Source organism: Blastococcus sp. SYSU DS0619 (assembly GCF_054051035.1).
The window spans coordinates 252844-277576 of record NZ_JBJHAM010000005.1 but is presented as its reverse complement, the minus strand read 5'-3'; the positions used below and the strand labels follow the sequence as shown (position 1 = coordinate 277576).

Here is a 24733-nt window from a genome sequence, read left to right as displayed (position 1 = left end):
GCCCGCCCGCGCCCCGCGCCACGCCCGACCCGCCCCCCCCCCCCCCCCCCCCCCCCCCCCCCCCCCCCCCCCCCCCCCCCCCCCCCCCCCCCCCCCCCCCCCCCCCCCCCGGCCCGGAACATGTCCAGGGCGGTCTCGAACTCGATCGTGTAGTCGGCCGGCTGGTCGCCGTAGAGCTCCAGCCACGGCCGCTCGTCGTAGGCGCTCATGCCGGCCCGCTACTTGATGACGACGGGGTTGACCGGCGTGCCCGCCGCCTTCGCCACCTTGAGCGGAGCGGCGACGTAGAGGAAGGCGTACTGCCCGTCCTCCGCGCAGTCGGCCGCCAGCTGCTCGAGGTCGGCGATCTCGGTCAGGGTGACGCCGAGGTTGCGCATCAGGGCGTTGTGCAGCACCAGGGCGACGCCGTTGTTCGGGTCGAAGGTGACCTCGTTGGCGATCGTGTCGGTGACCAGGTTGGGGATCTCCATGTCCTGGAACCACTGCACGAGCTCGGCGGAGTAGACCAGCCCCGGCTCGTTGAAGCCCTCGTAGAACGCTTCGCCCTGCTCGTGGAACAGCTGGAGGAAGTTGGTGCGGACGACCAGGATGTCCCGCTTCTGGATCGGGGTGCCCTGGGCCTCCGCGCAGGCGACGAGGTCCTCGTGGGTGAAGGTCTCGCCCTTGTCGAGGGTGGCCTTGCCGCGGAACCGGGCCATGTCGAGCAGGACCGCCCGGCCCACGACGCCGCGCTGGGCGATCGGCTCCACGCTGGCCTTCTCCAGGCCGCCGACGGTGGTGCGGGCGTCGTAGCCGTTCCAGATCTTGCCGTCGTACCAGAGGTGGCCGAGGGCGTCGTACTGCGTCGAGCCCTGCAGGTAGGCGTCGATCTTGTCGTCGGCGTAGTGCAGGCCGCCGGGGTACTCGGCTCCCTTGCCGCCCTCGTCCCAGTCGCTCTCGTCGAGCACCTGGGTGCGGACGGCCGGAGTGCGGCCGGGCCACACCGGGTCGCCCTTCGGGTCGCCGATGAGGCGCTGCAGCGTGAAGACCTTGCCCGAGCGGACCAGCTTGACCGCGGCGAGCACCTGCTCCGGGCCGAGGTAGTTCAGCGCGCCGACCTCGTCGTCGGGCCCCCACTTGCCCCAGTTGGTGGGCGCGTCCTTGAGGAGCTCACCGAGGTAGGGCGCGGTCGCGGGGGTGTCGGTCACAGAGGCCTCCGGGCTGGTCGAGGGGCCCGTCCGTCGACGGGCGGGGCGATGTCCTGGACTATTCGCCGGTGTGGTGCCGACCACAACCACCGTGCAACATTCGCTGCAACCGATCACCGATCCCGACCGCCCCCGAACAGTCCAGGGAGACCCCATGACCAGCACCGTGCCCGGCAACCCGGAGTCGGTGTTCACCTACGGCGCGCCGCAGCTGAAGTTCGGCAGCGGCGCCTCCGACGAGATCGGCTACGACCTCAGCCGCTACGGCGTGCGCCGGGTGCTGGTCGTCACCGACCCCGGCGTCGCGGCCACCGGCCACCCCCAGCGGGTCGCCGAGCAGATGGACAAGTTCGGCATCGAGGCACGCGTCTACGACGGCGTCCACGTCGAACCGACCGACCTCAGCCTGATCGCGGCGATCGACGAGGCCCGCGCCTCCGGCCCGTGGGACGCGTTCGTCGCCGTCGGTGGCGGGTCGAGCATCGACACCGCCAAGGCGATCAACCTGCTCACCACCAACCCCGGTGAGCTGATGGACTACGTCAACGTCCCGGTCGGCAAGGGGCAGGCCCCGTCGGAGCCGCTCAAGCCGCTGGTCGCCGTCCCGACGACGACGGGCACCGGGTCGGAGAGCACGACGATCTGCGTGATGGACGTGATCTCGGCCCGGGTGAAGACCGGCATCAGCCACGCCCGGCTGCGCCCCACCCTGGCCGTCATCGACCCCGACCTCACCCGCAGCCAGCCCTCCGGCGTCACCGCGGCGTCGGGCATGGACATCCTCTGCCACGCGCTGGAGAGCTACACCGCCCGCTGGTACACCACCTACGAGCACAAGTCCCCCGAGGAGCGGGTGCCCTACTGCGGTTCCAACCCGATCTCGGACATGTGGTCGGAGAAGGCGCTCACCCTGCTCGCCGGATCCTTCCGCACCGCCGTCCGCAACGGGGACGACGTCCAGGCGCGCTCGGACATGGCGATCGCGGCCACCTTCGCCGGCATGGGATTCGGCAACGCCGGCGTGCACATCCCGCACGCCAACGCCTATCCCATCGCCGGGCAGGTGAAGGACTTCCACCCCAAGGACTACCCGGGCGACGAGGCGATGGTCCCGCACGGGATGTCGGTGGCCCTCACCGCGCCGGAGGCCTTCCGGTTCACCTTCGAGGCCTCCCCGGAGCGGCACCTCCGGGCGGCCGAGCTGCTGGCGCCGGGCGCCGACCGCCCCTCGGACCTGGCCGAGTTCCTGCCCACCGTGCTCGCCGACCTGATGCGCGACATCGACATCCCCAACGGGGTGGGTGCCGTCGGCTTCGGCGAGTCGGACATCCCCGACCTCGTCGACGGCGCGATGAAGCAGCAGCGGCTGCTGGCCACCTGCCCGCGCGCCGTCACCGAGGACGACCTCGCCGGCATCTTCCGGCGGTCGATGGCCCTGTGGTGAGCGGCCTCAGCGCGGGGCGATGACCGTCTTCGTGACCTGACCGGTGGCGACCAGCTGGCCGTCGACCGTGGCTTCCGCCCGCATGAAGGCCACGGCGCGGCCGCGGCGCAGCACGGTGCCGACGACCTCGACGGTGGCTCCGGCGCCCACCGGGCGCAGCAGCGACGCGGCGACGTCGTGGGTCACCGCGTGCTCGCCCTCACCGAGGCTGGGCAGCAGGGCGACGAACGAGGCGACGTCGAGCAGCGCGTAGACGATGCCGCCGTGCAGCATCCCGGCCGGGTTCTGCGCGGCCGGGCCGACGGGGAACCGGATCCCGGCCGAGGGATCGGCCTCGTCGCGCAGCTGCACCTCGAGGAACCGGTGCAGGGGGATGTCGAGCACCGCCTGGATGCGGGGGTCGCGAGCGCTGTCGGAGGGCACGGACGGAACTCCTCGGGTGGGGGGGGGCAGGCTAGCCGCCGGCGCCGGGCGACGCCGGTGAGGCTGTGGAGACGTCTGATCGTCCACAGGACCCTCCGCGCGGCTCCCGGCGGGTGCCCGCGCCGCCCTACGCTCGCCGCCGGTCGGGGTGAGCGGAAGGGCGGTGGTGGGTCGTGTACGGAGACCCTGCTGCCCTTGACGCGCTGGCCGACGAGCTGTGCGGGCGGGCCCGGCAGGTCCGCGCCGCGGCCGACGAGCACCGGCGTGAGGGGGCGCGGGCCCGCTGGGTGTCGGAGGCGGCCTCGGCCTACCGCCGGCAGCTGGCGGCCGACTGCGCCGCGGTCGACGCCGTGGCCGGGGAGCTGGACGCCGCCGCGGAGTTGCTCCGCCGGCACGCCGACGAGGTCCGCGAGCGGCTCGCGGCCATCGCCCGCGCCGAGCGCGAGGTCCGCGCCTGGCTCGCGGAGCAGGCCGCCCGCGGCGGTGACCTGCTCCAGGACGTGGGCGACGTGCTGGGCGAGCTACCGGAAGCCGGTGCCGACGCGTGGCGGCAGGCGTCGTCGCGGCTGAGCCGGCTGGGCCTGTGGTGACCGGGCACGGCCGGGAGGAGCGCATCACCGTGCGCACCGGGCCGGCGCAGCCCGCGCCGTCCGCGCCGGCCCGGCGCCTGGCCCTGGCCGCCGCGGAGTGGGCCGTGCTCGTGGACGGCCGGCTGGATGCGCTGCCGCCGGCGTTCCGGCCCCGCCCGGCCGGGCCCGCGGAGCGGGACCGCGCCGCCGCCGCGCTGACCGACCGCGGAGTGCTGCGTTCCCCGGCCGGTGGGGCGGCCGAGCCGGTTCCCGCCGTCGCGGCCGACCTGGCCGTGCTGCGCCACCCGCTGCTGACGGTGCGGCTCGAGGTCGACGGCCGGGGTGGTGCGCGGCGCGGCTGGTTCGCCCTCGGAGCCGGGGGAGTGGTGGTCGTGCTGACCCTGCCCGGCGGCGGCGTCGAGCTCTCGCTGGCGCCCGCGGCGGGTCTCGGGGCGGAGCTCTCCCGGGCGGCGCCGGAGGCGGCCGTCGTCACCGGGTCGGCAGCCGGCGGTGCCGCCCCGCCGGCCGGGGTGCTGCCGCTGGACCTGCTGGACGCGGTGCCCCCGGCGGAGCCGGCGCGGTCACCGACCGCGGCGGAGGCGGCGCTCGCCGACGAGCTCCTGCGGCGCACCTCCGGGTCGCTGCGCTGCCTGGTGCTGGGGCGGGCCGGTGGAGCGCTCGGGGCCGGGCAGGTGTCGTGGCTGGCCACGGACGGGGGCTGGGTGGCGCTGCGTCCCCGTCCCGGCGGCGCGCCGCAGATGGTGGCGGTGGCGCCGGTCCGGCCGGCCGACCTCGGGGTGGAGATCGCCCCGACGGTGGCTGCCCTCCTGGGGGCCGGCTCGTGACCGCACCGGGGATCTCGGTCAGCGGGGGCGCCGGCGGCATCGAGGCCGACCTGGCCGATCTGGCCACCCTCGCCCGCGGCAGCACCGGCCTGGCCGAGGAACTCGCCCTCACCAGCGCCCGCTGCCACCCCGTCCTGGTCGACCCGGACCTGCTCGCCTCCGCGCTGCTCGACCCGGCCGGGGTGGCCCGGTTCGAGGCCGCCCTCCTCGAGGCGCTGGACGGGCCGCGCGGGCTGACCGTGCTCGCCGCCAGGTTCGCCGCCCGGGCCGTGGGTCTGCAGGCGGCGGCCGGCGCCTACGAGGCGGCCGACCGCGCACTGGCCGAGCTGGCCGACGACCTGGAGTGGGCCACCGGCTTCCTCTGGCCGGCCACGGTCGCGGTGCTCGTCGTCGGGGGAGTCGCCCGGGTGGTGACCGATCCGGCGGGTGCCGCCGTCGACGTCGCCGTCCTGCGCGCCGACCCCGAGCGCTGGCTGACCGAGCACCCCGGGCTGGTCGACGACGTGATGGGCGCCCTGCCCGGGGTCGGCAGCCACCTCGGCGTGCTCACCGCCGGGCTGACCGCGGGGTGGCTCGGCGGGGGCGACGTCGGGGCCGCGGCCCGCCGACTCGGCCGGCTGTGGCCCGACGGCAGCCCGGTGGTCACGCCGCTGCCCGACGAGGCCTTCGGTCCCGGGGTCGTGCCGCCGCGGGGGATCGACGACCTGCTGGCGTCCCTGGAGGCCCGTGCGCTGCGCTCCGGCGCGGGACGGGACACGATCGCCGTCCGGGTGGTCACCCACGCGGACGGCAGCACCGCCTACGTCGTGGACATCCCGGGCACCGCCGACTGGAACGCCCCCTTCGGGCCGGTCAACCCGGAGACCCACGACCTGGGCACCAACGTCCGGGTGCTGGGCGGTGAGGCCACCACCCGCCAGCGGGCGATCGCGGAGGCGCTCCGGCGGGCGGGGGCCGGGCCCGCGGACCCGGTGATGCTCGTGGGCCACAGCCAGGGCGGCATGGTCGCCGCACAGGCGGCCGCCGACGCCGGCACCGCGGACTTCGACTTCGACGTGCGCAGCGTGGTCACCGCCGGCTCACCGATCGCGCGCGCCGAGGTGCCGCCGTCGGTGCAGGTGCTGGCGCTCGAGAACGTGCACGACGTCGTCCCGCAGCTCGACAGCCGGGCCAACGACGACAGCCCGAACGTCACCACGGTCACCTTCGCGGGCCAGCACGGCAGCATCGGGGACAACCACGGCATCGGGTCGGCGTACCGGCCCGCCGCCCGCGCCGTCGACGCCGCCGACGAGCCGTCGCTGGCCGCCTTCCGGGCCGCCGCCGCACCGTTCCTCGTCCGGCCGGGTGAGCAGGCGACGGTGGTCGCGCACGTCTACGAACTCGGCCGCAGGTGACCCGGTGCGGCTGCTCCCGTGACCGAGCGGCCGCCGCTGTGGCCGGGGCGGGGTGGGGGCCCGCCCGCGGTCGTGCTCATCCCGGGACGGCGGTCGGGTCCGGGGCTGCCGGGCTCTCCGGGCCAGCCGGCTCGGGAACCGGCCCGACCGCAATGCGCCGGAGCTCCGCCATGTGCGCGTCGAACGCCCGCCGGCCCGCCGTCGTCTGCTCGACCAGGGTGAGTCGACGCGCGTCAGTCCGGGTGGGGGAGGCGCTCTTCGTCACCGCCACGTATCCGGCGTCCGCGAGCACCTTGAGGTGCTTGGAGAGGGCCGTGTCGCTGATGCCCAGGCTGTCGCGGAGCACCGCGAAGTCGATCCGGTCGACGTGGCGGAGGAGGCCGCAGACGCGCAGGCGGACCGGGGCGTGGATGGTCTCGTCGAAAGCCGGTTCAACGGCCACGGCGCAGGTTCTCCCGGAAGAGGCGGTCGAAGAGCCTGCCCAGCGCCAGCACCAGGGCGAAGCCCGCGGCTGCCGGGGCGAGGACCAACCAGGCGCTCACCGACGACACCAGGGCGTAGGAGACGCTGAGCAGCAGGAGGACCCCGACGAGCGCTCCGCCGAGGACGGCGGCGCCGGGGGCGCCGATGCGGGAGACGCGGACGCCGCAGAGGCGCCGGTAGGCCAGGACGAGGAGGACGCCGGCGGCGATGAGCACGCCGGTCGCGTTCGCGCGGGCGCCGTCCGACGGGACGGCGGGCGTGGCCACGTAGCCGGCCGCGAGCAGCGCGAAGACCGGGTGCAGCCAGCGCGGGGCGGCGAGCCGGTCGGCGAGGACCGCCCGATCGTCCTCGAGCGTCTGCAGCGCTGCGCGCGCGTCGGCGGTGGAGGGACGGCCGGGACGCGGGGTCACGGGCGAATCGCTTTCCATGGAGGCAAGTAAAAGACTTGCCGCATCGGCATGTCAAGTTCCGGCGGCCGGAGTCGGCGGCGCGGCGCGGGCCAGTAGCGTCGGGCGCCATGGCGCGGAGGCGGACGGTCGTGGTCGCCGCGGGAGTCGTCGTGCTCGTCGCCGCCCTGTCGGTCCTGGTCCCGGGCAGCCCGACGAGGGCCTTCGTCCGGGGTGCGGTCCACGCGGAGTGCGTCACGTGGGCGGGCGACGACGGGGACCGCTCCCTGGCGGTCTACGGGGACTCGATCAGTCACGGGGACAGCGAGCCCCGGTTCGGCTTCCACGGCCGTCGCTCCTGGTACTCCCACCTCGTCTGCTCCGACCGGTTCACCGACGCCGGGAACGCGGCCGTCCCGGGGGAGACGTCGGCGGAGATCCTCGACCGCCTCGCGGCGGACGCGCCGGAGGCCGACGTCCTGGTCGTCCAGGCCGGCACCAACGACCTGCGCCTCGGGGTGCCGACGGAGGAGACGGTGGCGAACCTGCGCGAGGCGGTCCGGCTCGCCGGGGACGCCGCGGGCACCGTGGTGCTCGCGACGGTGCAGCCCTGGCACGACACGGACGCCACGGACCTCAACGACGCGGTGCGCCGGCTGGCCGCCGAGGCGGGCGCCGAGCTGGTGGACTTCGCCGCTGTGCTGGGCGACCGCGCGCTGACCCGGGACGGGGTCCACCCGTCGCCCGCGGGCGCCCGCGAACTGGCCCGGCGGGTAGCGGCCGCGGCGGACTGACGCACCCCGGAGGGCCGCGCGGCGCCGGGTGGTCATCCCGGCACCGTCGGCGTCACTCCTCGAGCACGTCGGTGTTACCGGCCCGGGCCGCCCGGAGGCGGAGCAGCTCGAGCTCGGCCCGCACGGCCGACAGGTCGCCCGACGAGCGCAGCAGGTGCGCGAGCGCGCCGGCGTTGTCCGCCCGGGCCGCGCGGGCCAGCTCGTCGAGTAGTTCGCGCAGGGCGCCCTCGTCCTCGCCGTGCCGCACCAGCCGGGCGACCCCGTTCACGGTGCTGCGCACGTCCTGCAGGAGCGGGGGGAGCTGGCGGACGGCGTAGTCCAGCAGGACCACGAGGTCGCAGGGCAGTCGCACCAGCGCGACGAGCGCGGGCAGCGGTCCGAACCGGGGCGGGGGCGGGGGAGTGGCGGGGCCGAGCTCGTCGGGTGTCATGGCTCCCGGCTACCCCGGTCCGGGGCGATGCACGGATCGCCCGGGGGCTATCGCGCCCGGGCAGCGGCGAGCCGCGTCGTGCCGACCGCCAGCGCGACGCCGATGGTCATGCCGAGGGTGTTCATCGCCCAGTCGTTCGTGTCACAGGCGCGCCCGATGGCCGGCGCCAGTGCCTGGAGGGCCTCGATGCCGGCCGACGTGACCGAGCCCACCGCCAGCACCGGCAGCGGACGCCGCGAGGCCAGTGCGGCGAAGAACACCACGGGGAGGGACAGCGCCACGTTGGCCAGGAGCTCGACGCGGGTCAGCGAGGGCAGGGCGAACTGCACCGTGCAGACCACCTGGTCGAGCTGCCCCTTCGCGGACGGGGTCAAGGTCAGTGCGAGGACCGGGAGCGCGGAGAGGGCCGTCAGCGTCCACAGGATCCGGCGTCCGGACCGCCGGCTGCGCACCGCCGCGTAGCCGACGACGACGCAGCCCAGAGCGATGGTGGCCAGCGTCACCGGCACGAGCGCCGAGTGCTCCAGCAGGACGTCGGTGATCATCGGGGCCCACCGTAGGGCGCCGGCGGTTCAGGCCGCGACGCTCGGCCGGCTCCCGTCCTCCACGGGTCGGGCGACGTCCGCAGGGCGCGCGGAGAACTGGTGCTGGGCGGCCCATCGGCGGGCGCAGCGCATCCGCCACCAGCGGAAGAACCGTTCGGCCATGTCGTCAGGCTGCCCCGTCTGACGCCGTAGCGCAAGCGACTCGCCACACTCTGTAATCGCGGGTGATGTCGATGCGCCGGGTGTGGATCGCGCCTGGAGCGGTAAGCACTGTTGAACCGACCACACGAGCCCCTCGAGACGGAGGGCGTCGGCAACCGCGGGACGTGCAGTGGGAGTGCCGGCGGTCCGGGAGAACCCGGCCGTGGAGCTGAACCCGCTGGTCACCGTGGTGGGGCGGGTGGGGCTCGAACCCACGACCCAGGGATTATGAGTCCCATGCTCTGACCGGCTGAGCTACCGCCCCGGTGCTGACAGCCTGCCAGATGACGGCGACACGCCGCGCGGACGCGCCCGTGTCTGGAGGGGCGTCTCGTTACCGCCCTGTGACATCTGGCCGATTCGCTTGTACCGTCTCCCGCGGCCCACCCGATGCCGCTCCCGAACCCGGGAGCTCGGGCGGGCCCCGCCGAACCGTGCGGCCAGCTGGCCGGATGGACCGGGGACCCATGTTCTCTGGGGTGAATCCCGCCTGCGCCTCCACGGGCAGGGGGGTAGGGCAAGTTCCGGCCCGAACCCGTCAGCTGACCTGGTAGGCGGACCGAGGAACGGAGACAGTCGCCTTGGCGACCTCGCACCACCAGCACCACCCCACCGTGCCCACCCGCGGGGGCCTTCGCCGGATCGGGCGGGCGGCCACCGCCCTGACCGCTCTGCTGGCCCTGTCCCTGCTGGGGACGACGGCCGCGACGGCCGCACCCGGCGACGCGAAGAGCGAACACGACCGCGTGGCCCAGGAGGTCGCCTCCCTCGAGCAGCGGATCACCGACGCCGAGGACCGGCTGGAGCAGATGACGCTCCGCGCCGAGGAGGCCAGCGGCGCCGTGCTCCAGGCCGAGGCGGAGCTGGCGACCGCCCAGCAGCACGCCGACGCCATCGCCGTCGAGCTGGCCGCCGTCCGCGAAGCCCTCGGGCGCACCCAGGACGACGTCGCGACCCTCGGCCGGGAGGCCTACATGGGTGGTGGCGACGAGACGTTCAGCGAGGTGGAGATGGTGCTGCACGCCGAGGGCCCGGGGGAGCTGCTGCAGCAGGCCGCCACCCTCGAGATCCTCGGCAAGGACCGGGCCGAGGTGCTCGAGGAGCTGCGGGTCGTCGAGGCGCGCGAGGCGCGGCTGGACCAGGAGGCGAAGACCGCCGTCGCCGAGCGCGACGCAGCCGCCCGCACCGCCCAGGAGGCCCAGGTGGCCACCGACGCGCTCCTCGCCGAGGCGCAGGCGGAGTTCGACGCGCTCAGCGCGGAGAAGGCAGCCCTCGACGAGCAGTTGCGCGAGGCGGAGATCCGCATGCTGAGCATGCAGGGCACCCCCGAGCCGGCGAACACCTGGAACCAGCTGCAGGCCGCCGAGCAGGCCGCCGAGCAGGCCGTCGGGGCGGTCGCCGCGACGGGCGGCGCCACTGCGCTGACCCAGGGCCGGGTCACCTCCTGCTACGGCGCCCGCTGGGGGACCATGCACCTCGGTGTGGACATCGCGGCGCCGATCGGCACCCCGATCTTCACGCCGGAGCCCGGCGTCGTGCTGCAGGCGGGGCCGGCCAGCGGGTTCGGGCTCGCGGTCGCCATCCAGCACCACGACGGCGCGATCACCGTCTACGGGCACGTCAACCAGTTCTTCGTGTCGCCGGGCCAGGTCGTCGAAGGCGGTCAGCAGATCGCCGAGGTCGGCAACCGCGGCCAGTCCACCGGGCCGCACCTGCACTTCGAGGTGCACAAGGGCGGCCTGTACGCCGACCGCACCAACCCGGTGCCGTGGCTCGCCCAGCGCGGGATCTCCCTCGGCGGCAGCTGCGGCTGATCCGGCGCCGCCGCATAGGTCGCGCGCCGTCGTCCAGGATGGCGGCGTGCGACCGGCGGCGGGGGAGGGCACCTGGCTGCGCGCCGGGCTCCTCGTCGCGCTGCTGCTCGCCGGGGTGTTCGGCGCCCTCGCCGTCGACCTGCCGTCGGTGGCGCAGGTGCGCGAGTGGGTCGACGGAGGCGGTCCGGCGACCTGGGGGCTCCTGGTCGCGGGTCTCGTCGTGGTGCTGCTGGCGCCGGTCCCACGATCGGTCCTGTCGGTCATCGCCGGCGTCGTCCTGGGGTTCGGCCCCGGTCTGGCCGTCGCGCTCGTCGGCGGGCTCCTCTCCGCCATGGCGGCGTTCGGGCTCAGCCGGGCGCTGGGGCGTCCGGCCGCGGAGCGGCTCGCCGGGCCCCGGCTCCGGCGCGCCGACCGGCTGGTGACCGAGCGCGGCTTCGTCTCCGTGCTGGTGGGCCGGCTGATCCCCGTCATGCCGTTCGTGGTCACCAGCTACGGCGCCGGCCTGAGCGGCGTCCGGTTCGGGTCCTTCCTCGCGGCCACCGCCGTCGGCATCGTCCCGAGCACGGTCGTGCAGGTGGGCATCGGCGCGTCCACCGGCGTCGCCGTCGCCCGGTTCGGCGCCCTGGCCGCCGTTCCGCTCGTCGTCCTCGGGCTGGTGCTGCTGGTCGCCGGGACCGCATGGTGGTACCGGCGGCGGACCCGCGCCGGGCAGGCGATCTAGCCGCGGCCGAAGAGCCGGCCCAGCATGCCGCCGGCGCCGCCCACGGTGCGCGCGGCCAGCTGCAGGATCGGCCCGCCGGGGATCCCCGGGACCTGCTGCACGATCGGCGCCAGCCGGAGCAGCCCGCCGACGTCGTGCACCTTCAGCTGGCGCCGGGCCACGGCGGGCGCCGGGTTGACCCGGCCGGAGGCGGCGTCGAGCAGGAGGTCGGCCGCGGCCTCGACGGCCGGCCCGTCGACGACCCCCGCCGGCACCCGGTGCACCTGCCAGCCGTCCCCGTCAGCGGTGAAACCCCACCCGCCGTCCGGGGTGACGAGGGCGACGCGCCCGGAGATCCCGGTCGAGGCGGCCAGCGCTCCGGTCACGTCGGTGAGGGCGGCCAGGCCGGACTGCAGCACGGCCGCCGACGGCGGCTCGGCGCCGCAGGAGACGAGGTCCAACCCGTGGACGGCGAGCTCGTAGGCCTGCCCGAGCACGACGCTCAGCAGCGGCACCCGCCCCACGACGGAGACCGCCGGTGCGGTGTCCAGCTCCTCCGGCTCGTCGGCCAGGTAGCGCGCGGTCGCCGCACGGTTGCGGCGCAGAGCGTCCAGCACCTCCGCGCGGGAGGCGCCGCGATGGGCGGCCGTGACCCGGGCGTTCACCGCATCGGGGTCCGGTGGCGTCCCGTGCCCGCCCGTCCGCGCCGAGGCGATGAGGTCGTCCAGCGCGGCGTGGTCGTCCCAGCAGCCCAGGTGCACGCAGATCTCGTGCGCCCGCCACCCGGGCAGCCGTGAGGACCGGTCCAGGTCGACCGTCTCGGCCTGCGCCAGGAACGCGTCCCACGCGCCGAGCACCAGCCCGGCGACCTCGTTCCGTCCCGCCTCGGCCATGCCCTGGTGTCCACCCATGTCCCGCCCGTACCCGGCCGCCGGCCGGGCAGGCATGCAGCCCGCGGGACGGCGGGCGGTCCGGAGCCCGAGCCCGAGGCCGCCGCACACCTCGTGGTCCATCCAGTACGCTGAGTGACGTCGTGGAGAGAACGTCGCGCTCACGGCTCTCGTCGCGAGTCACTCTGCGTGACCAATGCCCCGATGCCCACGCTCAGGCCGCCGTCCGCCCCGCGCGGCGCGCCGTCCACCCGGCCGTGGAGCCTGTGAATAGCCTGGAGCCGCTGGACGCAACCCTGTAGGCGTGGTAATAGCTGGCTGACCAGCGACAAGACGCCGGATCGCGGATCACCGATCACTTTCGTCTCATCAGTCGCACCCGGGCTGGCGCAATCGGGTCACCATCGTGCAAACTTGTCGCGGAGCCTGGCTCCGCCACTGCCGATAACGGCGCGTCACCGAATCGATGGGTCCGTAGGGGAAGACGAGACCGATCGAGTCGATGGAGGTGCCCCGTGCAGCGACGGTCAACCCAGGGTGTCGTCTTCGTGCACGCGTGCCCGAAGGCGCTCTGCCAGCACGTCGAGTGGGCGCTTGAGCGCGTCGTCGGCGGGCCGGTCTCCCTGTCGTGGGCTGAGCAGCCCGCAGCGCACGGTTCCTACCGTGCTGAAGTGGCGTGGACGGGTTCGCCCGGTACCGGCGCCAAGCTGGTCGCTGCCCTGCGCGCCTGGCCGATGCTGCGCTTCGAGGTCACCGAGGAGGCGAGCCACGGCAACGACGGCGAGCGGATGTCCTACGTGCCCGGGCACGGGGTCTTCCGGGCGCCGACGAGCGCCAACGGCGACCTCATCGTCACCGAGCAGCAGCTGCGCCACCTGGCCGCGACCACGACGTCGATCGAGGCCTTCCGGCACGGGGTCGACCAGCTGCTGGGTGCCGCGTGGGACGCCGACCTCGAGGTCTACCGCCACGCCGGCGACGGCAGCCCGGTGACCTGGCTCCACCAGGTCGTGTAGCCGGAGTTCCACCGTTCGTCGGATCGGCGTCCCCGAGAGGGAGGTCACGATCCGAGCACGACACTCCCGGCCGGGGCTGGGAGGCGTCGTAGCCTGGAACCGGTCGTCCGGGCGCCGTCGGGGAAGCGGCGCCCGGACGACCTACCACTTCCCGGGGCGCGACCCGGCTGCGGCGGGCTCCACGGAGGCCGGAGAGCCGCGCCGACGCCCTCAGAGCGGGATGTTGCCGTGCGCCCCGCGACCGAGCGGTGCGCCGGCGAGCGCCTCGATCAGCCGCTTGCGCGTCTGCGCCGGCTCCACGACCTCGTCGACGACGCCGATCTGCAGCGCACGGTTGACCCCGCCGGCGATCCGCTCGTGCTCCTCGGCCAGCTGGGCGTGCAGCGCCTCCCGCTCACCGGGAGGGGCGGCGGCCAGCTTCTTGCGGTGCAGGATGCCGACGGCCGCCTTCGCGCCCATCACGGCGACCTCGGCGCCCGGCCAGGCGAAGACGGCGGTGGCGCCCAGCGACCGGGAGTTCATCGCGATGTAGGCCCCGCCGTAGGACTTGCGGGTCACCAGGGTCACCCGCGGCACGACCGCCTCGGCGAACGCGTGCAGCAGCTTGGCCCCCCGGCGCACGACGCCGTCCCACTCCTGGCCGACACCGGGCAGGTAGCCGGGGACGTCGACCAGCACCACCAGCGGGACGCCGAACGCATCGCACATCCGGACGAACCGGGCCGCCTTCTCGGCGGACGCCGAGTCCAGGCAGCCACCGAGCCGCAGCGGGTTGTTGGCGATCACGCCCACCGTCCGCCCGGCCAGCCGGCCGAGGGTGGTGACCACGTTGGGTGCGAACCGCGGGTGCAGCTCCAGGCCGGGCTCGTCGAGCACCGAGGAGACCAGCGGCTTCACGTCGTAGGCCCGGTTGGTCTGCTCGGGCAGCAGCGCGCCGAGGTCGGAGGCGACCTCCCCGGAGGCGGAGGCGAAGCTGCCCTGGGCGGCGAGCAGGTCGACGGCGAGCCGGGCGGTCTCCAGCGCAGCCGGCTCGGAGTCGGTGACGACGTGCACGACGCCGCTGCGCCGGCCGTGGGTGTCCGGGCCGCCGAGGCTCTCCATGTCGACGTTCTCGCCGGTGACCGAGCGCACCACCTCGGGTCCGGTGACGAACACCCGGCCGGCCGGTCCCATGATGACCAGGTCGGTGAGGGCCGGGCCGTAGGCCGCTCCGCCGGCGGCCGGGCCGAGCACCACGGAGATCTGCGGGATGCGACCCGACGCCCGCACCATGGCGGCGAACACCTCGCCGACGGCGTGCAGCGCGGTCACGCCCTCGGCCAGCCGGGCGCCACCGGAGTGCCAGATGCCGACGACCGGCACCCGCTCGCGCAGTGCCGCGTCGATCGCGTCGACGATGTGCCGGCAGCCGTCGACCCCCATGGCGCCGCCCATCACCGTGGCGTCGGTGCAGAAGGCGATGGCCGGGCTCCCCGACACCCGGCCGCGGGCGGCCATCACCCCGGAGGTGTCCCGGGCGCCGAGCGGCTGCATCGACCCGTCGTCGAAGAACCGGCGCAGCCGGTCCTCCGGGTCACGCGGATCGGGGGCGGGCAGCGTCGGGCTGGCCTGGGCGGTGGTCACGGCGTCTCCAAGAAGGGGTGCGGGGCGGGCGCTCAGGCGGTGGTGAAGACCAGCGCGATGTTGTGCCCGCCGAAGCCGAAGGAGTCGTTGACCGCTGCGGTGAGCGTGGCCCGGCGCGGCTCGTGCCGGACGATGTCGAGGGCCTGGACGGCGGCGTCGTCGTCGGGGTCGTCGAGGTTCGCCGTCGCGGGGACGATCTGCTCGCGCAGCGCGAGGATGGTGAACACCGACTCCAGCGCTCCGGCGGCGCCGAGCAGGTGCCCGGTCTGGCTCTTGGTGGCGCTGACGAGGACGTGGTCGCCCAGCGACGAGCGGATGGCGGCGGCCTCCGCGGTGTCGCCGACGGGGGTCGACGTCGCGTGCGCGTTGACGTGCCCGACGTCGCTGGGGGAGAGGCCGGCGTCGCGCAGGGCCGCGGCGATCGCCCGGCCGGCGCCCTCGCCCTCCGGGTGGGGGGCGACGAGGTCGTAGCCGTCGGCGGTCGCGCCGGCCCCGGCCACCTTCGCGTGCACGCGGGCCCCGCGGGCGGCGGCGGAGTCGGCGCGCTCGAGCACCAGCGCGGCCGCGCCCTCGCCGAGGACGAAGCCGTCACGGGCCTTGTCGAACGGGCGGGACGCGCGCTCGGGCTCGTCGTTGCGGGTGGACATGGCGCGCATGGCGGCGAACCCGGCCATGGGCAGCGGGTGCACGCAGGCCTCGGTGCCACCGACCAGGACGATGTCGGCCCGGTCGAAGCGCAGCAGGTCCAGGCCCCAGCGGATGGCCTCGGCGCCGGACGCGCAGGCGCTGACCGGCGCGTGGACGCCGCCCTTGGCGCCGACGGCCAGCCCGACGGCGGCGGCGGGGCCGTTGGGCATGAGCATCGGGATGGTGAACGGCGAGACCCGCTTGGGGCCCTTCGCCTCCAGGACGTCGTCCTGACCGAGCAGGGTGAGGGCGCCACCGATGCCGGTGCCGAACACCACCGCGATCCGCTCGGGGGCGACGCCGGAGTCGGCGGCTCCCGACTCGGCCCAGGCCTGCTCGGCGGCGATGACCGCCACCTGCTGGCTGCGGTCGAGCCGGCGGGCGCGGACCCGGTCGATGTGGTCGGCGGGGTCGGTGGCCAGGCGGGCGACGAGCTGGGCCGGGAACTCCTGGACCCACTCGTCGGTGATCCGGCTGACGCCCGAGCGCCCGGCGAGCAGGGCGTCCCAGGTGCTGGCCACGTCGCCGCCGAGCGGCGTGGTGGCCCCCAGGCCGGTGACGACGACGTCGGTGGTGGACGGGCTCATGGGATCTCCTCGTGCGGACGACGGCCGGGGAGGCCGGATCGGGGGACCGGGTCCCGCCGGCGGTCGGCCGGCGGGACCCGCGGGGCTCAGCCCTGGTTCTTCTCGATGAAGGTGATCGCGTCGCCCACGGTCTTGATGTTGGCGAGCTGGTCGTCGGGGATGGCGACGCCGAACTTGTCCTCGACGGCGGTGGCGATCTCGACCATCGACAGCGAGTCGACGTCGAGGTCCTCCGTGAAGGACTTCTCCGGGGTGGCGTCGGCGGGCGACACCCCGGCGACCTCCTCCAGGATCTCGGCCAGACCGGACTGGATCTCCTGGGTGCTCACGCGGGTCCTCTCTCTCGGATCAGGCGGGCGGTGCCCGCCGACGTCCGGGACACGGTGTCCCGGACGACTGGGGTGGAGCTGTCCATGGGCAGGTCGCCCACGGGGGTGGGAACGGTCACGGCAGGACGACGACCTGGCCGGCGAAGGTCAGGCCCGCGCCGTACCCGAGCAGCAGGGCGACGTCGCCGCTCTTGGCCTCGCCGCTCTCCTGCAGCGCCGCCAGGGCCAGGGGCACCGACGCCGACGACGTGTTGCCCGAGCGGACGATGTCGCGGGCGATGACCGTGCGCTCCGGCAGCTTCAGCCGCTTGGCCATCAGCTCGATGATCCGCAGGTTCGCCTGGTGCGGCGCGAAGACGTCGATGTCGTCGGGCCCGACGCCGGCGCGGCGCATGGCCTCGACCAGGATGTCGGTCAGCTTGGTGGTGGCCCAGCGGTACACGGCCTGCCCCGCCATGCTCATGCCCTGCTCGCCCGGGGGGATGGCGATGGCCTCGTGCAGGTCGCCGTCGCTGCCCCAGACCGCGGGGCCGATGGCCGGCTCGTCGGAGGCGGTGACGACCGCGGCGCCGGCGCCGTCGGCGAAGATGACCGCCGTCGCCCGGTCCTCGAGGTTCGTGTAGTCGGTGAGCCGCTCCCCGCCGATGACGAGCGCGTTGCGCGCCGTCCCGCTGCGGATCGCGTCGGCCGCGGCGCTGAGCGCGTAGCACCAGCCGGCGCAGCCGGCGTTGACGTCGAACGCGCCGGGGCGGGGCACCCCGAGCTGGTGGGCGATCCGCGGCGCGAGCCCCGGGATCGCCTTCGGCGGGCTGGTGGTCGCGAGGAGCACGAGGTCGATGTCCCCGGCGTCGAGGCCGCTGGCCGCCAGCGCCTTCCCGCCGGCCGCGACCGACATCTCCACGAGGGTCTCGTCGGGCTCGGCCCAGCGGCGCTCGGCGATGCCGACCCGGCTCTGGACCCACTCGTCGTTGGTGTCCATCCGCTGGGCGAGGTCGTCGTTGGTCACCCGCCGGCGGGGGCGGTAGCTCCCGAGCCCGATGATGCGGGCCCCCGGGGCGCCGGGCGGTAGCTGGAGCCGTGTCATGCCTCGACTCCGTCCGCGTTCCGCTCCTCGGTCGCCGTCCCCCGCAAGCGGTAGGTGCCCCCAGCCAGGGGCGCTGCTCGCTCGGACGTCGTCTTCGGGGTCACGCGGTCACCTCCGGGTAGAGCCGGGCGATCGGGTCGCCGGCGTCGACGAGGTCCCCCTCGTGCACGAGCCACTCGGCCAGCACGCCGTCGTAGGCGGCGGACACGTTGACCTCCTCGCGCCGGCCGCGGATGCAGCCCAGCGGGGTCCCCGCCGGCAGGTGGCTGCCCTCGGCGACCTGCGCGGGGCTGACCGTGCCGCGGGCGGGGGCCACGACCATGCGCCAGTCGGGCAGGTGCTCGGCCTCCGCGCGGCCGCGCTCGGCGGCGATGAGCTCCCGGGCGCGGTCGAGGTCGGCGGGGCCGCTGACGGCCAGCACCTCGATGCCCGCGCCCTTCCACTCGCGCTTGGCCAGCCCGGCCAGTGCGCCGGCGGGCGGCAGCTCGATGACGGCGGTGACGCCGAGCTGGCGCATGGTCGCGAGGCAGGAGTCGAAGCGCACCGGGTTGGTCACCTGGCTGACCAGCCGGGACAGCGCCTCGGCGCCGGAGTCGACGGCGGCGCCGTCGGCGTTGGACAGCAGCAACCGGCTCGGGTCGGCCGGCCGCAGCCCGCCGACCAGGCCCTCGAGCTCATCGCGCGCCGGCGCCATGTACGCGGTGTGGAACGCGCCGGCGACCGGCAGCGGCATCACCCGGGCCTTCGCCGGGGGCTCCGCCTTGAGCGCGGCCAGCCCGTCGAGCGGGCCGGCGGCCACGATCTGGCCGGCACCGTTCATGTTGGCGGGGGTGAGCCCGTGCCCCTCGAGGGCGGCGAGCACCTCGTCGGGCTCGCCGCCGAGGACGGCGGACATCCCGGTGGGCGTCCGGGCACAGGCGGCGGCCATGGCCCGGCCGCGGACGGCGGTCAGCGCGATCGCCGCCTCGACCGACAGCACGCCGGCGAGCGCCGCGGCGGTCAGCTCGCCGACGCTGTGCCCGGCGATGACGACGTCCCGGCCGGTCTGCGGCGTGTGGGCCACCGGGCCCGGCAGCCCACCGAGCTCGCGGGCGACGAAGAGGCTCATCGCGACCACGAGCGGCTGGGTGACCGCGGTGTCCTTGATGGCCTCCGCGTCACCGGTCGTGCCGAGCGCGAGCAGGTCGGCACCGGCGATCGCGCCGGCCCAGCGGAAGAACGGCTCCGCGCCGGGCAGGTCGAGCCAGTCGGTCAGCATCCCGGGCTTCTGCGCACCCTGACCCGGGGCGAGGACGGCGAGCACCCCCTCACCGTGCCAGTGATCATCGGTCCGCGCGCGGTGTGGGGGAACGAAAGCACCGTGGTGATCTTTGGAGGATTCCTCCAACACATGCATGATCGACAGGCGTTCCGGGGCTCGATCGTGGTGGAAACCGCACGCCTGGTGAGCGCGGGGACGGGTTCAGTGCCAGAGCGAGCGGTCGCGGTCCAGGGCGGCGAGGGCGAGGGCCACCTGCAGGGTCCAGCTGCCGCGGGGGTCGGTGGCGGACAGGCCGGTCAGCTCCGCGGCCCGCTTGAGGCGGTACCGGACGGTGTTGGGGTGCACGAAGATCGCCCGGGCGCTGGCCTCCAGGTTGCCCCCGCTGCTGAGCACCGCGCGGACCGTCTCGAGCACGCCGCCGCCAGCCGAGCGCAGCGGGGCGGCCACCTGCTCCTGCAGGGCGGCCCGGGCCAGCGGGTCGCCGTCGAGCGCCCGCTCGGCCAGCAGCGCGTCGGACGGCACCGGGCGGGGCGCCTCCGGCCAGGCGCGCGCCGCGTGCAGCCCGGCGAGCGCCGCCGCGGCGGAGACGGCCGCGCGCCCGAGCCCGTCGACCACCGGGCCGGTCACCACCGGCCCGTCGCCGAAGTCGTCGCTGAGTCGCTCCGCGGCGGCCTCGAGGCCCTCCGCGCTGCCGAGCACGACCACCAGCTGGTCGGCGTGCACGCCCACCAGCACGTCGCAGCGCAGGCTGCGGGCGGTCCGCCGGACGGCGCCGTGCGGGTCGGCCACGTCCGTGGGGGCGGCGCCGACCACCACCAGCGCCGGCGTGCCGGCGGCCCAGCCGAGCGCGGCGGCGCGGCCGGACAGCTCCTCGGACCGCTCCCCGCGCACCAGCGCGTCGACGACGAGCGCCTCCAGGCGCGCGTCCCAGGCGCCGCGGCTCTCCGCGAAGCTGGCGTAGATGTGCGCGGTGGCGAAGGCGACCTCCCGGCTGTACTGCAGCACGGCCAGGCGCAGGGTGTCCTCGTCGCCCGGCGCAGCCACCGAGGTGACGCGCTCCTCCACCACCTCGACGGTCACCTTGATCAGGTCGACGGTCTGCTTCAGCGCCACGGCCCGGACCAGCTCCCGCGGGGCGGCCCCGAACACCTCGCCGGTGAGCCGCGGGGGGCGGCCCGGGTTGCGGCACCACTCGACCAGGGAGGCGATGCCGGCCTGGGCGACCAGGGTGACCCACGAGCGCTGGTCGGCCGGCATCGCCCGGAACCAGGACAGGTCGTCGTCCATCCGGGCGACGGCCTGGGTGGCCAACGACCCGGATGCTCGCTCCAGCCGCCGGAGCGTCGCGTCGCTCGGCGGGCGGTGGGTCACCCGGCTCACCGGGTCAGCGTGTCACGTCGGCCGCGGTCGGGGAGAGTGGAGCCGTGGACGTTCCCCCGGTCGGCGCCCCGCCGGCAGCCCCGCCGCCGGTGACGACCGGGCTGGACTCCCGGGTGGTGCTCGCCCCCGACGACGGTTCCCTGGGCCCGCTGCTGCGGGTCGCCGACGACCGGCTGGCGCCCGGCGCGGGCTACGGCCGGCACGAGCACCGGGCGGTCGACGTCGTCGCCGTCGTCCTGACCGGGTCGCTGACCCACCGGTGGGGGGACGGCGCCGCCCTGGCCGCCGGCGACGTCGCGGTGCTGCGCGCCGGCACCGGCCTGGCGCACGACGAGGTGGCCGGTGCCGACGGTGCCCGGGTGCTGCAGTGCTACCTGCGCAGCGCCACGCCGGGCGCGCCCGCGGCGCACGAGGTGCGCCGGGCGGCCGGCGGCTGGCTCGACCTGGGCCGCCCCGACGCCCGGCTGTGGCTGGGGCGCGCGGCGCCGGGGGAGGAGCTGACCCCGCCGGCGGGCGTGGTCCTGGTCGCCGGCGCCGCGGGTGTGCGCCGGCACGAGGCCGGCCCGGTGCGCACCGAGGAGGAGGCCGCCGTCGTGGTGTGGCAGGTGGACGCCGGCCGGCCCAGCTGGGCGGATTGACCCCGCGACGGGCGCGATGCCCGTCGGGTGGGTGAGAGTGGAGGCATGCCGACCCGCCCCTCCGACCTGCTCGCCGCCGCGTACTCCGACGCCGACCGCACCATCGAGCTGCGCCGCCAGCTGCACCGCCACCCGGAGATCGGGCTGCACCTGCCGCGCACGCAGGCCGCGGTGCTGGAGGCGTTCGCCGAGCTGCCGCTGGAGGTCACCACGGGGACGACGACCAGCTCCGTCGTCGGGGTGCTGCGCGGTGCCCGCCCGGGGCCGACGTACCTGCTGCGCGGCGACATGGACGCCCTGCCCGTGCACGAGGACAGCGGCCTGCCCTTCGCCTCGCAGGTGCCCGGTGCGATGCACGCCTGCGGGCACGACACCCACGTGGCGATGCTGGTCGGCGCCGCGCGGCTGCTGGCGGCCCGCCGGGACGAGCTGGCCGGCCAGGTCGTCTTCATGGTGCAGCCCGGCGAGGAGGGCTTCCACGGTGCCCGGTACATGCTCGACGAGGGGCTGCTCGACATCGTCCCGGAGGCGCCCGTGAGCGGGGCCTTCGCCCTGCACATCTCCTCGACGCTGACCAGCGGCAGCGTCAACGTCCGGCCCGGGCCGATGATGGCCGCCGCCGACCAGTGGCGGATGACGCTGCGCGGCCGCGGCGGGCACGCCTCGGAGCCGCACGCGGCCGCCGACCCGATCCCGGTGGCGGCCGAGATCGTGCTGGCGCTGCAGGCGATGGTGACCCGGCGGGTCGACGTCTTCGACCCCGCGGTGGTGACGGTGGCGCACATCGAGGCGGGGTCCACCAACAACGTCATCCCCGACACGGCGTACCTGGAGGGGACGATCCGGACGCTGTCGGCCGAGCGCCGGGCCGACGTCGTCGCCTCGGTGCGGCGGGTGGCCACCCACGTGGCCGCCGCGCACGAGCTGGAGCTGCACTGGGAGCACAGCGAGGGCTACCCGGTCACGAGGAACGACCCGGGCATGGCCGCCCAGGTGCTGGAGACCGCCGCGGAGCTGCTCGGCCGGCAGGCCAGCGTGCTGATGCCCGCCCCGCTCATGGGCGCCGAGGACTTCTCCTACGTGCTCCAGCGGGTGCCCGGCGTCATGGCCTGGCTCGGCGCCCGCCCGCCGGGTGTGGACCCCGCCACCGCCCCGGCCAACCACTCCAACCTCGTGGTCTTCGACGAGGAGCCCCTGCCGGCCGGCGTGGCGCTGTACGCGCAGATGGCCCTCCAGTCGCTCTCCGGCTGAGCGGCCCCCTGCGGCGGCGCGCCGGCGGCCCTCAGGCCGAGGCGCGCCGGACCAGGCTGGTGGCGCAGACGCGGGACTCGACCGCGCGCTCGCCGGCCTCGATCTGGTCGAGCAGCAGCTCCAGCATCAGTGCCGTCATCTCGCCGAGGGGCTGGGCGACGGTGGTGAGCGGCGGATCGCACGCGGCGGCCACGGCCGCGTCGTCGAACCCGACGACGGCGACGTCCTCGGGCACCCGCCGGCCGGCCGCCCGCAGCGCCTGCAACGCACCGACTGCCATCGGGTCGGAGGCGACGAAGACGGCGTCCAGGTCGGGCGCCGCGGCCAGCAGCCGGGTCATCGCGTGCAGCCCGCCCGCCTCGGTGAAGTCGCCCGCGGCGACGAGCTCGGGAGCCTCGGCCCGCCCCGCGTCGGCGAGCGCGGCCCGGTACCCGGCGAGGCGGTCCAGGCCGGCCACCATGTCCAGCGCCCCGGTGATCGTGGCGATGCGGCTCCGGCCCAGGGACAGCAGGTGCCGGGTGGCCGCGGCCGCCCCGCCCGCGTTGTCGGCGTCCACGTAGGCGACGGGCCGGCCGTCGAGCGGGCGCCCGGAGAGGACCACCGGCACGTGCGCCCCGGCGAGGATGTCGGGGAGCAGGTCGTCGCTGTGCAGCGACATGAGGATCACGCCGTCGACGTGGCCCTGCCGCACGTAGCGGCCGATCTTCTCCTGCTCCCGCTCCCCGCGGGCGGCCAAGAGCACCAGGTTGAGGTCGGTGTCGGCCAGCCGTGCGGACAGCCCCTGCACGATGCTGGCGAAGAACGGGTCGGAGAACACCTGCGTGTCGGCCTCCGACAGCACCAGGGCGATCGTGTCGGTCCGCCGGGTGACCAGGCTGCGGGCCGCCCGGTTCGGGACGTAGCGCAGCGTCTCGACGGCGGCCTCCACGGCCCGGCGGGCCTCGGGGCTGACCCGGGGGGAGCCGTTGACGACCCGCGAGACGGTGGCCCGGGAGACCCCGGCCAGCACGGCCACCTCGTCGAGCGTGGGCGTCGTGGGCCGCGCACCGGTGGCGGTCACGGGCATCCCTCCAGGACTTGGTCGGCGCGGTCGAGCGCCTCGCGCGCGTCCGCCGAATGCCCACCGTAAGTCGTGGAAGCGTTTCCACGAGCCTCTTGACAGGCTCCGTGCCGCCCCGCCACTGTGACTGCCACGGATGGTGGAAGCGCTCTCACGCGGATCGCCGGCCGCCAACCCGGGAGGGTCGGCCGATGAGCCGGGAGGGTCCCGCCGTCCCCCTGCCGGCACCCGTCGGCGGTCCCGTCCGCGTCTCGCCGAGGAGCCACGCGCCCATGACCTGGACCGACGTCCGACCGGAGCTCGCGGCCGGCCTCGACTTCCCACCCGGCTTCACCTTCGGTGCGGCCACCGCCGCGTACCAGATCGAGGGCGCGGTCGACGCCGACGGCCGCGGGCCGTCGATCTGGGACACCTTCAGCCACACCCCGGGACGCACGTTCCAGGGCCACACCGGCGACGTCGCCGCCGAGCACTACACCCGCTACCGGGACGACGTCGCGCTGATGGCCGAGCTGGGCCTGTCGGCCTACCGGTTCTCCGTCGCCTGGTCCCGGGTGCTGCCCGAGGGCGCCGGGCGGGTGGAGCAGCGGGGACTGGACTTCTACCGCCGGCTGGTCGACGAGCTGCTGTCGGCGGGCGTCGACCCCTGGCTGACGCTCTACCACTGGGACCTGCCGCAGGCGCTGCAGGACCGGGGCGGCTGGGCGGCCCGCGACACCGCCGCCCGCTTCGCCGACTACGCCGGCATCGTGCACGACGCGCTGGGGGACCGGGTGCGGCACTGGTCCACGCTCAACGAGCCGATGTGCAGCGCGCTGCTCGGGCACATGTCCGGCCAGCACGCCCCCGGGCAGCGCGACGCCGTCGCGGCGTCCCGGGCGACGCACCACCTGCTGCTGGGGCACGGGCTGGCGACCCGGGTGCTGCGGGAGAAGGGTGCCGACAGCCTGGGGATCACGCTCAACTTCACGCCCATGACGCCGGCGACCGACCGGCCCGCCGACGTCGACGCCGCCCGCCGGCTGGACGGGCAGCAGAACCGGATGTTCCTGGTGCCGGTGGTGACCGGGGCCTATCCCGAGGACGTCGTCGCCGACCTCGCCGCGGCCGGGGCGCCCCTGCCGGTGCAGGACGGCGACCTGGCGACCATCGCCGCGCCGCTGGACTGGCTGGGCGTGAACTACTACTTCGAGTCGACCGTGCAGGTCGGCGTCCGGTCGCCGGAGAAGCCGACGTCCTTCATCGGCGGGGAGGACGTCGTCGAGCTCGACCCCGAGGGGCCGACCACGACCATGGGCTGGGGGGTGAGCCCGGAGGCCTTCACCCGGCTGCTGCGGTGGCTGCGGGACCAGGCACCGGCGCTGCCCCTGGTGATCACCGAGAACGGGTCGGCCTGGCCCGACGAGGTGGCCGCGGACGGGGGCGTGCACGACCCCGAGCGCACTGACTACCTGTTCCGCCACCTGGCCGCGGTGCGGGCGGCCATGGACGACGGGGCCGACGTCCGCGGCTACTTCGCCTGGTCGCTGCTGGACAACTACGAGTGGGCCCGCGGCTACGCCCAGCGCTTCGGGATCGTGCACGTGGACTACGCGACGCAGCGGCGCACCGTGAAGGACAGCGGGCGCGCCTACGCCGAACTCCTCCGGCGCCACCGGCAGGCTCCGGAGGGCTGAGGCGGCGGCCGGCGGCGCAGGGGGGGGTCTGCG

26 protein-coding genes, 1 tRNA gene and 1 riboswitch are annotated in these 24733 nt (G+C 75.5%); of the genes, 11 read left to right on the top strand and 16 right to left on the bottom strand.

Annotated features, from left to right (window positions below; all coding sequences use genetic code 11):
* Nucleotides 1-218: 218 nt before the first annotated feature.
* Entirely contained in the window at nt 219-1187 is a 969-nt protein-coding gene (locus ACI79T_RS09880; RefSeq protein ID WP_456609880.1) for a cyclase family protein, read from the bottom strand.
* A 154-nt stretch (nt 1188-1341) separates the two neighbouring features.
* Between ACI79T_RS09880 and ACI79T_RS09875 the strand changes: the two genes are divergently transcribed.
* Nucleotides 1342-2631: a hydroxyacid-oxoacid transhydrogenase gene (locus ACI79T_RS09875; RefSeq protein WP_456609879.1), complete on the top strand. Its 1290-nt coding sequence runs from the start codon at nt 1342-1344 to the stop codon at nt 2629-2631.
* A gap of 6 nt (nt 2632-2637) precedes the next feature.
* On the opposite strand, the gene ACI79T_RS09870 is transcribed toward ACI79T_RS09875, so the two are convergent.
* The gene (locus tag ACI79T_RS09870) at nt 2638-3054 is read right to left on the bottom strand and encodes a PaaI family thioesterase (RefSeq protein ID WP_456609878.1); all 417 of its coding nucleotides are present in this window, start codon (nt 3052-3054) and stop codon (nt 2638-2640) included.
* 173 nt (nt 3055-3227) lie between these two features.
* Between ACI79T_RS09870 and ACI79T_RS09865 the strand changes: the two genes are divergently transcribed.
* From ACI79T_RS09865 to ACI79T_RS09855, 3 genes are read left to right on the top strand one after another with little or no spacing between them, the layout of a single operon-like run.
* On the top strand, nt 3228-3644 hold the full coding sequence (locus ACI79T_RS09865) for a hypothetical protein (protein ID WP_456609877.1): 417 nt from the start codon (nt 3228-3230) through the stop codon (nt 3642-3644).
* A 29-nt stretch (nt 3645-3673) separates the two neighbouring features.
* Nucleotides 3674-4468, top strand: coding sequence for a hypothetical protein (locus tag ACI79T_RS09860; RefSeq protein ID WP_456609876.1), 795 nt, complete (start codon nt 3674-3676; stop codon nt 4466-4468).
* Nucleotides 4465-5865: a PGAP1-like alpha/beta domain-containing protein gene (locus ACI79T_RS09855; RefSeq protein WP_456609875.1), complete on the top strand. Its 1401-nt coding sequence runs from the start codon at nt 4465-4467 to the stop codon at nt 5863-5865. The genes ACI79T_RS09860 and ACI79T_RS09855 overlap by 4 nt, the downstream gene beginning before the upstream one ends.
* Nucleotides 5866-5941: 76 nt before the next feature.
* Here ACI79T_RS09855 and ACI79T_RS09850 read toward each other — a convergent pair whose 3' ends face one another.
* Together ACI79T_RS09850 and ACI79T_RS09845 are read right to left on the bottom strand one after the other, a co-directional pair.
* A complete protein-coding gene (locus ACI79T_RS09850) occupies nt 5942-6307 on the bottom strand; it encodes a transcriptional regulator (RefSeq protein ID WP_456609874.1) in 366 nt (121 codons plus the stop codon).
* Nucleotides 6297-6758 (bottom strand): hypothetical protein, encoded by a 462-nt coding sequence (locus tag ACI79T_RS09845; protein WP_456609873.1) that lies wholly within the window; start codon nt 6756-6758, stop codon nt 6297-6299. The genes ACI79T_RS09850 and ACI79T_RS09845 overlap by 11 nt, the downstream gene beginning before the upstream one ends.
* 107 nt (nt 6759-6865) lie before the next feature.
* Here ACI79T_RS09845 and ACI79T_RS09840 point away from each other — a divergent pair, with 107 nt between their 5' ends.
* A complete protein-coding gene (locus tag ACI79T_RS09840; RefSeq protein ID WP_456609872.1) occupies nt 6866-7528 on the top strand; it encodes an SGNH/GDSL hydrolase family protein in 663 nt (220 codons plus the stop codon).
* 52 nt (nt 7529-7580) lie between these two features.
* Here ACI79T_RS09840 and ACI79T_RS09835 read toward each other — a convergent pair whose 3' ends face one another.
* From ACI79T_RS09835 to ACI79T_RS09820, 4 genes are all read right to left on the bottom strand, one after another.
* On the bottom strand, nt 7581-7958 hold the full coding sequence (locus ACI79T_RS09835; protein ID WP_456609871.1) for a hypothetical protein: 378 nt from the start codon (nt 7956-7958) through the stop codon (nt 7581-7583).
* A 47-nt stretch (nt 7959-8005) separates the two neighbouring features.
* Nucleotides 8006-8503, bottom strand: a complete 498-nt coding sequence (locus ACI79T_RS09830) for a VanZ family protein (protein ID WP_456609870.1) — start codon at nt 8501-8503, stop codon at nt 8006-8008.
* A gap of 27 nt (nt 8504-8530) precedes the next feature.
* Entirely contained in the window at nt 8531-8665 is a 135-nt protein-coding gene (locus ACI79T_RS09825) for a hypothetical protein (protein ID WP_456609869.1), read from the bottom strand.
* Between the two features lie 227 nt (nt 8666-8892).
* Nucleotides 8893-8969, bottom strand: a tRNA-Ile gene (locus tag ACI79T_RS09820).
* Nucleotides 8970-9129: 160 nt separating this feature from the next.
* Nucleotides 9130-9261: riboswitch (cyclic di-AMP (ydaO/yuaA leader) on the top strand.
* A 24-nt stretch (nt 9262-9285) separates the two neighbouring features.
* Between ACI79T_RS09820 and ACI79T_RS09815 the strand changes: the two genes are divergently transcribed.
* Nucleotides 9286-10518 carry a murein hydrolase activator EnvC family protein gene (locus tag ACI79T_RS09815; RefSeq protein ID WP_456609868.1) on the top strand — a complete coding sequence of 411 codons (1233 nt, stop codon included), beginning with the start codon at nt 9286-9288 and terminating at the stop codon, nt 10516-10518.
* Between the two features lie 46 nt (nt 10519-10564).
* Nucleotides 10565-11239, top strand: coding sequence for a TVP38/TMEM64 family protein (locus tag ACI79T_RS09810; protein ID WP_456609867.1), 675 nt, complete (start codon nt 10565-10567; stop codon nt 11237-11239).
* Here ACI79T_RS09810 and ACI79T_RS09805 read toward each other — a convergent pair.
* Nucleotides 11236-12129 (bottom strand): maleylpyruvate isomerase N-terminal domain-containing protein, encoded by an 894-nt coding sequence (locus tag ACI79T_RS09805; RefSeq protein WP_456609866.1) that lies wholly within the window; start codon nt 12127-12129, stop codon nt 11236-11238. The two genes, ACI79T_RS09810 and ACI79T_RS09805, sit on opposite strands and share 4 nt — an antisense overlap.
* 494 nt (nt 12130-12623) lie before the next feature.
* Between ACI79T_RS09805 and ACI79T_RS09800 the strand changes: the two genes are divergently transcribed.
* Nucleotides 12624-13124, top strand: coding sequence for a DUF3145 domain-containing protein (locus ACI79T_RS09800; RefSeq protein ID WP_456609865.1), 501 nt, complete (start codon nt 12624-12626; stop codon nt 13122-13124).
* A 210-nt stretch (nt 13125-13334) separates the two neighbouring features.
* Here ACI79T_RS09800 and ACI79T_RS09795 read toward each other — a convergent pair whose 3' ends face one another.
* The 6 genes from ACI79T_RS09795 to ACI79T_RS09770 all read right to left on the bottom strand — a co-directional run bounded on the left by ACI79T_RS09795 (nt 13335) and on the right by ACI79T_RS09770 (nt 20075).
* Nucleotides 13335-14747, bottom strand: coding sequence for an acyl-CoA carboxylase subunit beta (locus ACI79T_RS09795; protein WP_456609864.1), 1413 nt, complete (start codon nt 14745-14747; stop codon nt 13335-13337).
* Between the two features lie 32 nt (nt 14748-14779).
* Nucleotides 14780-16021 carry a beta-ketoacyl-[acyl-carrier-protein] synthase family protein gene (locus ACI79T_RS09790; protein ID WP_456609863.1) on the bottom strand — a complete coding sequence of 414 codons (1242 nt, stop codon included), beginning with the start codon at nt 16019-16021 and terminating at the stop codon, nt 14780-14782.
* A gap of 86 nt (nt 16022-16107) precedes the next feature.
* On the bottom strand, nt 16108-16350 hold the full coding sequence (locus tag ACI79T_RS09785) for an acyl carrier protein (RefSeq protein WP_456609862.1): 243 nt from the start codon (nt 16348-16350) through the stop codon (nt 16108-16110).
* A 115-nt stretch (nt 16351-16465) separates the two neighbouring features.
* Nucleotides 16466-17434, bottom strand: coding sequence for a beta-ketoacyl-ACP synthase III (locus ACI79T_RS09780; protein WP_456609861.1), 969 nt, complete (start codon nt 17432-17434; stop codon nt 16466-16468).
* A 100-nt stretch (nt 17435-17534) separates the two neighbouring features.
* Nucleotides 17535-18737, bottom strand: coding sequence for an acyltransferase domain-containing protein (locus ACI79T_RS09775; protein ID WP_456609860.1), 1203 nt, complete (start codon nt 18735-18737; stop codon nt 17535-17537).
* 159 nt (nt 18738-18896) lie between these two features.
* A complete protein-coding gene (locus tag ACI79T_RS09770) occupies nt 18897-20075 on the bottom strand; it encodes a PucR family transcriptional regulator (protein ID WP_456609859.1) in 1179 nt (392 codons plus the stop codon).
* Between the two features lie 44 nt (nt 20076-20119).
* Between ACI79T_RS09770 and ACI79T_RS09765 the strand changes: the two genes are divergently transcribed.
* Together ACI79T_RS09765 and ACI79T_RS09760 are read left to right on the top strand one after the other, a co-directional pair.
* Nucleotides 20120-20713: a pirin family protein gene (locus ACI79T_RS09765; protein ID WP_456609858.1), complete on the top strand. Its 594-nt coding sequence runs from the start codon at nt 20120-20122 to the stop codon at nt 20711-20713.
* Between the two features lie 45 nt (nt 20714-20758).
* On the top strand, nt 20759-21964 hold the full coding sequence (locus tag ACI79T_RS09760; RefSeq protein WP_456609857.1) for a M20 metallopeptidase family protein: 1206 nt from the start codon (nt 20759-20761) through the stop codon (nt 21962-21964).
* A 31-nt stretch (nt 21965-21995) separates the two neighbouring features.
* On the opposite strand, the gene ACI79T_RS09755 is transcribed toward ACI79T_RS09760, so the two are convergent.
* On the bottom strand, nt 21996-23024 hold the full coding sequence (locus ACI79T_RS09755) for a LacI family DNA-binding transcriptional regulator (protein ID WP_456609856.1): 1029 nt from the start codon (nt 23022-23024) through the stop codon (nt 21996-21998).
* A gap of 272 nt (nt 23025-23296) precedes the next feature.
* Between ACI79T_RS09755 and ACI79T_RS09750 the strand changes: the two genes are divergently transcribed.
* Nucleotides 23297-24700 (top strand): GH1 family beta-glucosidase, encoded by a 1404-nt coding sequence (locus ACI79T_RS09750; RefSeq protein ID WP_456609855.1) that lies wholly within the window; start codon nt 23297-23299, stop codon nt 24698-24700.
* Nucleotides 24701-24733: the final 33 nt, after the last annotated feature.